Source organism: Rhodococcus sp. 5G237, from assembly GCF_053764735.1.
Map to the genome: position 1 here is coordinate 597730 of NZ_JBSNCD010000003.1, position 13365 is coordinate 611094.

The 13365-nt window shown below is 71.0% G+C and carries 2 protein-coding genes; both read right to left on the reverse strand.

What is annotated here, in order from left to right:
• Window positions 1–7: 7 nt before the first annotated feature.
• Window positions 8–1051 (reverse strand): ABC transporter substrate-binding protein, encoded by a 1044-nt coding sequence (locus tag ACWPOC_RS09355; RefSeq protein ID WP_120281754.1) that lies wholly within the window; start codon window positions 1049–1051, stop codon window positions 8–10.
• Window positions 1048–13326 (reverse strand): amino acid adenylation domain-containing protein, encoded by a 12279-nt coding sequence (locus ACWPOC_RS09360; protein ID WP_455408458.1) that lies wholly within the window; start codon window positions 13324–13326, stop codon window positions 1048–1050. The genes ACWPOC_RS09355 and ACWPOC_RS09360 overlap by 4 nt, the downstream gene beginning before the upstream one ends.
• Between the last annotated feature and the right edge of the window lie 39 nt (window positions 13327–13365).

Here is a 13365-nt window from a genome sequence, read left to right on the forward strand (position 1 = left end):
CGGTCCGTCACTCGGACTTCGCGGCGGCGTCGGCGAGCATCGGGGCGATCTCGGCGGTGGCCCACTTCAGCGACAGCGCCGACGGGAAGCCCACGGCGTTCGGCATGCCGGTGTTGCGGGCGAGCGAGACGACCGCGCCACGCTCGACGGCCGGAAGACGGTTCCAGGCCTCGAACTTGGTCAGGTATCCGAGATCGCCGGTGGGCGAGACGACGACGAGCAGGTCGGCATCGAGCTGCGAGATCTCCTCGTAGGACAGCACACCGCGTCCGTCGGCATCGACCTGGAGTGTGTTCGCGTATTCGCTGAGCTCGAGGCCGAGGGAGTTCAGGAACTGTCCGATGCCGCGGTCGTCGGCGGCGAGCACCGACAGCTGGCCACCGGTGTCGCCGATGATCGCGTTGTAGGTCGTGCCCTCGAGTGCGGGGTACTGCTCCTTGGCGGCGTCGAGATCGGCCTCGGCCTGCTCGATGACCTCCTCGGCCTTCTCGGGGATGCCGAGGGCCGATGCGATCTTGCGGGTGGAGTCCTGCCACGGCTCACCGTTGGCGCGGTAGTCGAAGTGGACGACGGGGAACTGCTCGGCGAGCTGATCGTAGGTGTTCTGCTCGAGTCCCCAGAAGCCGGTGGAGACGATGATGTCGGGCTGCAGCGCGGCGATCTGCTCGGCGATCACCGTGGCACCGCCGTCCATGTTCAGCAGCGGCGGGACGTCGGCGCCGAGCGCTTCGGCCTCCCACGGCCAGACGCCGGTGCCGCCGGTCGCGGCGAGGTTCTGGGCATCGACGGGGAGCGCGAGCGGGGTGACGCCCAGCGACAGCAGGATGTCGGCGTCCTGCGGCGACAGCGGCAGGGCCCGGGTCGGGGCGGACTCGACGGTCGTGTCGCCGAACTTGCCGGAGACGGTGACCGGGAACTCGCCGTTCGCAGCCGTCGCGCTGCCGGACGAGCTACCGCTGTCGGTGTCCGAGCCGCACGCCGTGACACCGACCAGCATGGCGGTGGCGGCGAGGGCGACGCCGATCCGGCGCAGTCGCGTGTGGATCCTCATCGATTCTCCTCTGTTGGGGAACAACCAATCGACTCTGTTGTGGAACAACCAATCGGCTCTGTTGTGGAACGATCAGTCGGTTCGTGGAGGGTTGCGGCGAGTTCGCCGATCGACCCGGCGGTGAGGATCGACTCGGCGTCGATCACGTATCCGGCCGCGCGCAGTCCGCCGAGGATCCGCATCACCGAGATGCTGTCGCATCCGAGGTCGAGCAGATCGTCGTCGACGCCGACCTGCTCGATGCCGGTGACCTCGGAGGCGAGGGCGCACAGCAGTTCTTCGGCCGGTGTGGACGGTGCCCGGTGCGCTCGAGGGGCGAGTTCCGGTCGCGGCAGTGCGGCGCGGTCGATCTTGCCGTTGGCGAGCGTGGGCAGGGCGTCCAGGACGACCGTCGCCGACGGCACCATGTAGTCGGGCAGCACCCGCGCCACCGCCCGCCGCAACGTCTCGGCGTCGAGGGTGTACCCGGCGGCCGGGACGACGTAGGCGACGAGACGCGCCGTCGCGCCGAGATCGGTGCGGGCGAGCACCACGGCGGTCGCGACGTCCGGTCGCGACGAGAGCACGGTCTCGATCTCGGCCGGCTCGATCCGGTAACCGCGGATCTTGACCTGGTCGTCGCCGCGTCCGCGGTACCGGATGTGTCCGTCGGACGTCCACAGGGCCCGGTCACCCGTGCGGTACATGCGATCACCGGGGAACTCCGGATCGATCGTGTCCGCGACGAAACGGTCGGCGGTGCGAGCCGGGTCGGCGAGATAACCGCGGGCCAGTCCACGACCGGCGAGGTAGAGCTCGCCCTCCACGCCGATCGGCGCGGGGCGCATCCACCGGTCGAGGATGTAGGCCCGGGTGCCGGCCACCGGTCGGCCGGCAACGGGCGCGTCCGCGTCCGAGGCCCGTGCGACGAGCGCGTCGACGGTGCTCTCGCTCGGCCCGTAGAGGTTGTAGGCGCTCACGCCGTCCAGCCCGCGCAGCCGGTCCCACATCGGTTGGGAGACTGCCTCGCCGCCGAAACCGAGCGAGGCCGGGCACCGTCCGTCGTCCGCGAGTCCGTGATCGAGCAGCTGCGCGAGGTGTGACGGGGTGACCTCGACGAAGTCCCAGCGGGATTCGTGGGCGACGCGGACCATCTCGGCCGGGTCGCGCTGGACCTTCTCGTCGACGACGTGCACCGCGTGCCCGTCGAAGAGCCACAGCTGAGGCTGCCACGACGCGTCGAAGGCGAACGACCATGCGTGGCCGACCCGGAGCCGGTCGCGTCCGGTCCGTGCCTGCGTCGGTTCGTGCAGATCGGCGCGGTGGCTGTGGAACAGCGCGGTCAGGCCGCGGTGCAGGGCGAGGACCGCCTTGGGTGTGCCGGTGGAACCGGAGGTGTACACGACGTAGGCCGGGTGGTCTGCGCGCAACGGTGCGAGCCGGTCCGCGTCGGTCATCGGGGCGTCGTCGTAACCGGCGACCCGCTCGGCGAGCGTCTCGTCGTCGAGCGCGAGCACCGGCGCGTCCCCTGCGGGCAGCGACGACACGAGTTCTCCGGTGGTGAGCACGACGACGGGCTCCGCAGTGCCGAGGATCGTCGCGAGACGCTCGGTGGGAGTGCGCGGTTCGAGCGCGACGTAGGCGCCGCCGGAGACGAGCACCGCGAGCATCGCCGCGATCGTGTCGGCCGTGCGGGGCAGCACGAGCGCCACGCGGGTCTCGGGAGCGACACCGTGGTCGACGAGGAGGCGCGCCCACCGGCGGACCCGGGACGCGAGGTCGGCGAAGGTCCATTCGAGATCGCCTGCCACGAGCGCCGTCTCGTGCGGGTGGCGGGTGGCCGCGTCGTCGAACAGGTCCGCGACGGTAGCGGCTTCGGTGGCCTGTGCCGGTGTGGTCCGCCACTGCTCGAGCCGGGCGCGTTCGTCGGCCGGCAGCACGTCGATGGCGAACAGGCGCCGGTGTGCCTCTCCGCCGGCCAGCGTGCGTAGCACCCGGTCGAGTCCGGCGGCGAGACGTTCGACGGTGCCGCGGTCGTACAGGTCGGAGCTGTACTCGACGACGCCGACGACGGTGTCGGTGCCCGCATATTCGACGAGGTCGAAGGACAGATCGAACTTCGAGGTCTCCATCGGGTGCGGTTCGGGGGTGACACCCGCGGTGAGCCCACCCGCGCTGCGCGGATCGGGTTCGACGAGATAGACGATCATCACCTGGAACAGCGGGTGCAGGGCGCGCGAGACGGATCGATCGGAGCCGAGCACCGCGTCGACGACCTGCTCGAACGGCAGGTCCTGGTGGTCGAACGCCTCGAGGTCGGTGCGGCGGATCCGGTCGAGCAGTTCGGCGACGGTGGGGTCGCCGGACAGGTCGGTGCGCAGCACGAGGGTGTTGAGGAAGAAGCCGACGAGATCCTCGAGCTGTGCGTCGCCGCGGCCGGAGACCGGGGTGCCGAGCGGGATGTCCTCGCCGCCACCGTAGGCCGCGAGCAGCACCGCCACCGCGGCCTGGACGACCATGAACATCGAGACGTCCTGTGCGCGTGCGAGTTCCCGCAGTGCGCGCACGACCTCCGGGTCGATCGCGAACGGCACGGCGCCACCGCGATAGGAGGTGCGGGCCGGACGGGTCCGGTCGGTCGGCAGCGGCAGTTCCTCGGGCAGGCCGGCGAGGACGTCGCGCCAGTAGGCGCGCTGACGCGCGGCGAGCGACTCCGCATCCGCCGGGTCGCCGAGCAGTTCGCGCTGCCACAGCGTGAAATCGGCGTACTGCACGGTGGGTTGCGTCCACTCGGGTGCCTGCCCCGCCTGCCGCAACGCGTAGGCCGTGGCGAGGTCGGTGAGCAGCGCCTTGGTCGACCACTCGTCGACGGCGATGTGGTGGATCACCAGTGCCACCACGGTGTCGTCCCCGGCGTCGAGGACCGACAACCGCACCGGCAGCTCTGCCGACAGATCGAAGCGGTGATCGATCGCCTCGGCCAGCGCATCGCGGACATCGGCCGCGTCGACCGGACGGTGGTCGGCGAGCACGCGGACCTCGTCGGGCGTGAGCACCTGCTGGTAGGCCTGCCCGTCCGAGCTCGGGAAGACCGTGCGCAGCGCCTCGTGGCGCAGGACGACGTCGCGCACGGCGGCTTCGAGTGCCGGGACGTCGACGCGCCCGTGCACCCGCCACGTGACGGGCACGTTGTACACGCCGCCGCGGGCTCCGAGCTGGTCGAGGATCCACAGGCGTTGCTGCGCGTACGACAGCGGCACCATCGCCGGTCGCGGGTCGGCCGCGACCAGCGCGGGTCGGGGCGACCCCTGCCCGGCGGCCGCGCACCGCTGCGCGAGCGACTCCACGGTCGGGGCGTCGAAGACCGTGCGCAGGGCCAGATCCACGCCGAGCTCCGAGCGGATCGCGTTGACGAGCCGGATCGCGGCCAGCGAATGCCCACCGAGCGCGAAGAAGTCGTCGTCGATGCCGACCTCGTCGAGTCCCAGCGCATCGGCGAACAGTGTCGCGATCGTCGCTTCGAGTTCGGTGCGCGGCTGCCGTCCGGATCCGGTGTCGAACTCCGGTGCCGGCAGGGCACTGCGATCGAGTTTGCCGTTGAAACTCGTCGGAACCGCGTCGATCACGAGAACCCGTGCGGGCAGCAGGTAATCGGGCACACGTCCGACGAGTGCCTCACGGACCGCCACCGGATCCACCGCGACACCCGCTGCAGGAACGACATATCCGACGAGCACCGAATCGCCTGTGCCGGTCGAACCGGCAGAGCCGGCGGGACCGGGCTTGACCGCCGCTACGGCACGGGCGACACCGTCGACGGCGTCGAGAGCCGCTTCGAGTTCGCCGAGTTCGATGCGCAGACCGCGCAGCTTGATCTGGTCGTCGCCGCGGCCGAGATATTCGAGGTCACCGCGGGCGTCCCACCGCGCGAGGTCGCCGGTGCGGTAGAGCCGGTCGCCGGGATCACCGTAGGGGTCGGCGACGAACCGCTGGGCGGTGAGCGCCGGGCGTCGCAGGTAGCCCTGCGCGACCTGCACTCCCCCGATGTACAGCTCGCCCGGGGTGCCGGCCGGCACGGGACGCAGATACCGGTCGAGCACGTACAGGCACACGTTCGCGCCCGGCCGTCCGATGACGGAACCGCGGGTGGGCGAACCGATCCGGACCTCCGGGTCGGCGTCGAGGGTCACCTCGACCGCGGCTTCGGTCGGGCCGTACAGGTTGTGGACCTTCACCTGCGGCAGCACCTTCGCCGCGCGTTCGACGGTGCGCGGCGACAGTGCTTCACCGCTGCACACGATGCGCCGCAGGTTCGCGGCGTCCGCGGTGGCGGGCACGGCGAGGGTCTCCTCGAGCATCGACGGCACGAAATGGGCGACGGTGATGTTCCCGTCGCGCAGCAGGGTCGCCGATTCGACGGGATCGCGGTGCGCGTCGGGTCCGCCGACGACGACGCTCGCACCGTCGACGAACGGCGCGAACAACTCCCACACCGACACGTCGAAGGTCGCGGGCGTGCGCAGCAGGACCCGGTCGTCGGGCGAGACGGGCAGTTCGCGGCGCACCCATTCCAACCGGTTCGCCACGGCGCGGTGCGACACGGTGACGCCCTTGGGCAGACCCGTCGACCCCGAGGTGTAGATGACGTAGAGCGGGTGGTCGAGGATCAGCGGCGCGATCCGGTCGGTGTCGGTGACCGGCTCCGGGCTACGGGCGTCGATGCGGGCACGGACCTCGGCGTCGTCGAGGTCGAGTCGCGAATGGTCACCGGGCAAGGCGATATCGCTGCGCGTCAGCACGACTCGCGGACGTGCGTCACCGAGCAGGTACTCGATGCGCGCGTCGGGCAGCGTCGTGTCGATCGGCTGGTAGGCCGCACCGGACTTCACGACGGCGTGGATCGCGACGACCTGCTCCACGGAGCGGGGCACCGCGACCGCGACGATCGCGTCCGGGCCGGCACCGAGCGCGACGAGTTCGCGCGCGAGGCGGTTCGAGGCGGCGTCGAGCGCAGCATGGGTGAGGGTGTGGTCGGCTGCGACGAGAGCCGGCCGTTCGGCGTACTCGGCGGCGCTGCGCGCGAGCACCTCGCTCAGCGGGACGAGAGCGAAGTCGACGCGCTCGCCGGTGCCCACGGCGAGCTGTCCCGCGGTCTCGTCGGCGTCGAGGATCGTGACGTCGCCGATCCGGGTCTCGGGTGCGCTCGCGACCCGCTCGAGCAGCGTGAGCAGCGCGGCGAGCAACGTGTCGGCCGTGGTGGCGTCGAACAGGTCGGTCGCGTACTCCACCGATACGGCGACCTCACCGGTGTCTGGGGCGTCGACGAAGGTGAGGTTGAGGTCGAACTTGGCGCGGACGTTGCTCAGCGGCTCCCAGCGGGTGGGCACACCGAGCAGGTCGGGCAGCTGCGCGGGGCGCTGCAGGTAGCTCATCATCACCTGGAACAGCGGGTTCCGTCCCTCGACGCGCGGCGGTGCGAGTCGCTCGACGAGCTGTTGGAAGGGCACCTCCTGGTGCGCCATCGCCGCGAGGTCGGTCTCGCGCACCCGGTCGAGGAGTTCGGCGAAGGTGGGTTCGCCGGACAGGTCGGTGCGCAGCACGAGGGTGTTGACGAAGAAGCCGACGAGTTCGTCGAGGACGGTGTCGGACCGGCCCGAGACCGGGGTACCGACGACGATGTCGTCGCCCCCGCCGAGCCGCGAGAGCAGTGCCGCGACAGCCGCGTGCAGCGCCATGAACATCGTGCCGCCGCGGGCATCCGCGACTGCACGCAGGCGGGCGGCGATGTCGGCGGGGACCGTCGCGGTGGTGTTGCCCGCCGCGCCCGTCGGCCGCGCGGGGCGGAGCCGGTCGGTGGGCAGGACGATCTCGTCGGGCAACTGCGCGAGAGTGTCGGTCCAGTAGTCGATCTGGGTGTCGATCCGGCCGGCCTCGATCAGTTCGCGCTGCCACAGCGTGTAGTCGGCGTACTGGACGGGCAGCGGCGACCACTCTGGTGCCGCACCGGCCGACCGCGCGAGGTAGGCGCGGGTGAGGTCGCCGAGCAGCGGCGCGTCCGACCATTCGTCGGTCGCGATGTGGTGCAGCACCACCGCGAGGACGTGCCGGTCGGGCGCGACGCGCACCAGCACGACACGCAGCGGCGGGTCGGTGCGCAGATCGAACGACGCGGTGAGCCGCTCGGTGAGCAGCGCCCGGACGGCGTCCTCGGACTCCGTCTCGTGCAGTTCGAAGCGCACGGCCTCGGCTGTGGACAGGATTCGCTGGTAGGGCGTGCCGTCCTCGGACTCGACGACGGTGCGCAGGCTCTCGTGACGCTCGACGACGTCGGCGACCGCAACAGCGAGGGCATCGGCGTCCACCGTATCGTCGAGGCGGGCGACGTGCGCGTAGTGGTAGGCGAGGCTGTCGTCCTGCAACTGCTGGAGCAGCCACAGGCGTTCCTGGGCGGCCGACAGCGGCACCCGGTCGGGGCGCGTCCGCGTGGTGACCGGCGGGAGCGCCGCTGCGGCGCCGGGGATGCGGCGGGCGAGTTCCTCGACGCTGCGGGCCTCGAACAGGTCGCGGATGGTGACGTCCACACCGAGTTCGGAGCGGATGCGGCCGATGATCCGCATGGCGATCATCGAGTGCCCGCCGAGTTCGAAGAAGTCGTCGTCGGCGCCGACCTCGTCGATGCCGAGGACGTCGGCGAAGATCTCGCACAGGACCTTCTCGGTCTCGGTGCGCGGGGCGCGTCCACCGAGGCCGGTCGCGGCCTGCGGTTCGGGCAGGGCGCGGGTGTCGAGCTTGCCGTTGACGGTCATCGGCACGGAGTCGATGAGCTGCACTCCGGCCGGGACCATGTAGTCGGGCAGCTGGGCACGCAGGTGGGCGACGAGCCGCGAGGACAGATCGGACGGATCACCATCTCCCACCGGAACCGCGTACGCGGCAAGTCGTTTCGTGCCCGGCACGAGCGGGTCGTCGACGGCGATCACCGCGGCGGTGCCGACCTCGGGATGCTCCTCGAGCACGGCCGCGATCTCGTGCAGTTCGACGCGGTAGCCGCGGATCTTGACCTGGTCGTCGACGCGGCCGAGATAGTCGAGGTTGCCGTCGGACCGTCGGCGCATGAGGTCGCCCGTGCGGTACATGCGACCACCGGCCGACCACGGGTCGGCGACGAACCGGTCGGCGGTGAGGCCGAAGCGGTTCAGATAGCCGCGGGCGAGACCGACACCGGCGATGTACAACTCGCCGACGACACCGTCGACGACGGGCCGCAGCCACGGGTCGAGGATGTAGGCGCGGGTCGCGCGGATCGGGACTCCGACCGTGGGGGTCGCGCTGTCGTCGGTGCCACCGCCGAGGGTGTTGATCGTGTACTCGGTGGGGCCGTAGAGGTTGTACCCGAGGGTGCCGTCGGTCTCGCGCAGGCGCGTCCACACCGAATCCGACACGGCCTCACCGCCGAGCAGGACGAGCGGCGGGCGGTGCTGTCCCGGCCCCTCGTCGAGCATGCCGTCCGAGATCAGCTGCGTCGCGTAGGTGGGGGTGACGTTGACGACGTCGATGGCGTGGGTGTTGCAGTACTCGACGAGCGCGGTGGCGTCGCGTCGCAGGTCCTCGTCGCAGACGTGCACCTCGTGGCCCTCGACGAGCCAGAGCAGTTCCTCCCACGACATGTCGAAGGCGAACGACACGGTGTGCGCGACCCGCATCCGGCGTCCGTCCACCGACGAGACCACCGGATCGAAGATCTCGTCCTGGTGGTTGCGCTGCATGTTGGTCAGGCCCCGATAGGGGGTGACCACACCCTTCGGCTTGCCGGTGGACCCGGAGGTGTAGATGACGTAGGCGGGGTGCTCGAGCCGGCCCGGGCGGCCCGGGGCGAACGCGCCGAGTTCGGCGTCGGTCAGCGGCGTGGTATCCGCCATGAGGGGCTCGTCGAGGCGGATGCTGCGGTCGGCGGGCAGGCCGAGACGATCCCGCACTGCGGTGGTGGTGAGGAACAACGCCGGTTGCGCGTCGTCGATGACGGTACGCAACCGTTCGTCGGGCTGGTCGAGTTCGAGCGGCAGATAGGCGGCACCGGTGCGCAGGATCGCGAAGAGCGCGGCGACGGTGTCGATGCTGCGGGGCAGGCCGAGGCACACGATGGTCTCGGGTCCCGCTCCCCCGTCGATGAGGGTACGGGCGAGCGCTTCGACGCGTCCGGCGAGTTCGCCGTAGGTGCAGCTCTGCTCACCGGAGACGAGGGCGATGCGGTCGGCGTCGGTCGCGGCGCGCGCGATGAGCATCTCGGCGACGGTGGCGTCCTCGACCTCGGGGATCTCGGCGCGCAGCCGGGCTTCGGTGACAGCATGCTCGGCGGCCGTCAGTGCCGGCACGGACGCGACCGGCAGATCGACTCCGCGGGCGACGAAGTCGAGCAGCGCCACGAAGCGGTCGTGCAGAGCCCGGGCACGCGCTCCGTCGACGACGTCGGGCCGGTAGTCGATCTTGACGTGCATGGTCTGCCCCGGCGACACGACGATCGCGAGGGGGTAGTGCGTGTGGTCGAGGCTGTCCTCGGCGACGATGTCGTGCCGCGCGGACTGCCGGGCCATCTCGTCGGCGTCCTTGAAATTCTGCAACACGAACAGCGTGTCGAACAGTTCGGAATGGCCGACGGCACGGAGGATGTCGCCGAGCCCGAGATATTCGAACTCCATGCGGTCGGCGTACTCGTCCTGCATGCGGCGCAGCAGGTCCGCGACGGTCTCGGCCCCCGACAGACGCACCCGTACCGGGACGGTGTTGAGGAACATGCCGATCACGCGGTCGAGTCCGACGATCTCGGTGGGCCGCCCGGCGACGGTGGAACCGAACACGACGTCGGTGCTGCCGGATTCGGCGGCGAGGAGCAGGCCGACGACGGCGTTCATCAACGCGTTGAGGGTGACGCCCGTGCTGCGGGCCCGGTCGCGCAGTGCCGCGGTGAGCGTCTCGTCGATGTACGACTCGATGCGCAGCGGCACGATGGCGGCGCGGTCGCGGGTGGATCCGGCGAGCAGGGTGGGCTTGTCGAAATCGGCGAACTCGTCGCGCCAGGCCTGCTCGGCGGCGGCACGGTCGCGGGCGGCGAGCCACTGCAGGTAGTCGGTGAAACCTGCTTCGGGCGCGGCGATCTCGTCACCGGCGTAGCGGGCGAGGAGTTCGTCGACGAACAGCGCGCCGGACCAGCCGTCCCAGAGGATGAATTCGCGGTTGACGACGAGACGGTCGATGCCGTCGAGGTGCAGCAGCAGCATGCGCCACAGCGGCGGGGACGCGAGGTCGAACGGCTGCAGCCGATCCTCCTCGATCAGTTTCTCGGCGCGGGCCTGCTGTTCAGCGGGGGCGAGGTCGGTGAGGTCGACCTCGGTGAACGGCACCTCGAGATCCGCGGCGGCAATGAACTGCACCGGATCGGTCAGGCCGTCGTCGGTGAAACCGGCACGCACGGTGGGATTCTCGGAGAGCAGGCGTGCGGCGGCGCGGCGCAGGCGCGCGACGTCGAGGCGGTGGCCGAAGTCGAGCGAGAACTGGGCGGTGTAGATGTCCTTCGACGAGTCGAAGACCGACTGGAAATACAGGCCGCGCTGCAGCGGCGACAGCGGCCAGATGTCCTCGATCCGTGCCGGCGCGATCCGTGCGACCCGGTCGATCTCGGCCTGCGTGAGCGTGACGTGCCCGAGATCGGACGGGGTGAGGGAGGTTCTTCCCGAGGCTGCGTCGGCGCGGCCGAGCAGGTCGTCGAACGCCGCGCGCCATGCCGCGGCAAGCCGGACCACGAGATCGGGGTCGAGCGCCTCGTCGGCGGTGAGATGCACCGCGGCGCCGTCGGTTCCCCGTTCGACGTGGATGTCGAGCAGGTAGTCGCCGATGCGGTCTCCGCCGCTCCGCACGAGCACCTGCGACTGCCCGAGCGGCGCGAGGGCCGGCCCGGCCTGGACGTTGGCGTAGCGCAGCATCGGCCAGCCGATGCCCCGGTCGGGGGCGGCGCGCAGGCGTTCCTTCGCGACGCGCAGGGCGTCGAGCGGATCGGGGGCGAGCGCCAGTCGTACCGGCGTCGTCCAGTCCAGCGCGCCGACGGTGCGGGTGGGATCGGCGTCGGGGGTCAGGGCGACGCGGCCGTCGCGGACGATGTCGACGAGCAGTTCACCCTCGGCACTCTCGCGGGTGTTCGCGACCGCGGCTGCGGTCACCGCGGTCCACACATCCGTTGCATCACCCGAGACGAGTCCGGCCATCGCGGTTGTCGCCGTAGCGTATTCGTCGTCGGTCAGCGCGACGGTCACGGGGGTCCGTGTGCGGCCGGTAGCCGCCGCTGCGGCGAACTCGGCGCCGGGTGCGACGGTGGTCATCCAGTCGGATAGTTCTGCGAGTCGCTGCGGCGAGGCCGCCTGCTCGGTGAAGACGCGGGCGTGGGTGGCCGGTGAGGTGGGCACGGGCGGCAGTGCGATCTGCGTGCCGCGCCGGGCAGCGCGCAGGGCACGGTGCAGGTCGGCGGTGACGATCGCCCAGGACGTCTCGTCGACGAGTCCGGCAGGGGCGAGGAACACCAGTTCCCCGGCGGTCTCGTCCGCACCGGTGAGCCGCACCGCGGTCAGGATCCGGCCGGCGGTGGTGTCGGGGCGCAGGGGCAGGTCGGCGGTCGCGGTCCCCGCGGGCAGCGCGGCGTCCGCGACGAGGGTCCGGGCGTCGACGGCGGCGGTGTCGTTCACCGACAGCAACCACAGCACCGGGGCCGGTGCGGTGAGGGTCGTCCGCAGCGCCGGGTGGTGCGCGACCACGGCGGCGACGGCGGCGACCACGGCGTCCTCGGTGAGATCCTCCGCTGCCGGGATGCGGTATTCGCGCAGGTCGGCATCCACTGAGACTCCGGCGTCGCGGCGTCGCGCGGTGGCCGGCATGAGCGCGAGCGGCCCGGCAATGGTGTCTTCGTGCCCGGCGGCAACGCCGATCCGATCGGCCTCGGAGCTCTCGGCGAGCGACGGTGCCGGGGCGACGTCGAAGGTGCCGAGCGGCGCGTCGAGGTCGTCGAGGATCGCGGCGAGGAAGTCGTCGAGATCGGCGGCGCAGCGCTGCGCGAGCGGTGCGTCGTCGGCGTGACCGCGCAGTCCGATCTCGATCGGGTGCCCGGCCTTCTCGAGCACGAGGATGAATTCGAGTTCGCCGACCGGCCCGGAGGACAGCATGTGCGCCTGCGATTCCCGGCCGACCGAGTACCGCGAGGCAGCTGCGGGCATGATGTTCACGCCGACGGTCGGGGGCCGCCAGTCCGGGTCGATCTCGGCGAGTTCGCGACCGAGATCCTCACCGCGGTACCGGCCGTGCTTGAGCAGGCCGAGCAGTTTGCCGTCGATCACCTCGGCGACGTCGGCCAGACGCGCGTCGTCGGGGACGTCGAAACGCAGGGGCAGGACGCTGGCGACCATCGCGGGTACGGTGCGCAGTTCGCGGGTGCCACGCGCGGTCGTGGGCAGGCTGATCACCACGTCGCGACGGCGGGTGGCCCGGGCCAGATAGGCACCGAGGAGGGCGATGAGCACGGTGGCGGGCCGGGTGCCGTGGGCCTTGGCGTACCGCTCGAGCCGGCCGCGTCCGTGGGCGTCGATGTGCGACCAGGCGACGAGTTCGCCGGGACTCGACAGACGACCCGAGCCGAGCAGACGCGTCACCTGCGGAAGGTCGGCGAGTTCGTCGAGCCAGTAGCGGCGGTCGAGTTCGCGCTGTTCGCTCGCGACGTACTCCTCGTCGACGCGGACGTACCGTTCGAGGGTCCACTCCGTGGCGCGGTCGGGTCCCTTTCCCTCGACGTACGCCCTGGTCATCGCGGTGGTCGCCAGGCCGATGCCGTAGCCGTCGTTCACGATGTGGTGGTACTGCTGGTACAGCCGCACCGTGTCGTCGGACAGGCGGTGGATGGCGAATCGGAACAGCAGGTCGTGGGCGAGATCCTGCGGTTCGCTCATCGTCTCGCGCATCCAGCGGGCGGACGCCGCCGCCGGGTCGTCCTCGCCGCGGAAGTCGATGACGGGCAGGTCCCATTCGCGGGTCGCGCGCGGGATCTGGACGACGTTGCCGTCGGCGTCGATGTGGAAGTTGACGTGTAGGGTCTCCGCGACGTCGAGCACCGAGTGGATCGCCGTGATCATCCGGTCGATGTCGATGTCGTCGCCGATGGTCTCGGTGTACATGCCGGTGTTGTAGAGGTGCCCGGTGGCGTCGAGCTGATGACCGAAATAGATGGTCCGCTGCGCGCGCGTGACGGGATACACCGACTGCATCGAATTTCTCTCTCCCACGGATGCCGCGACGAGCCGCGG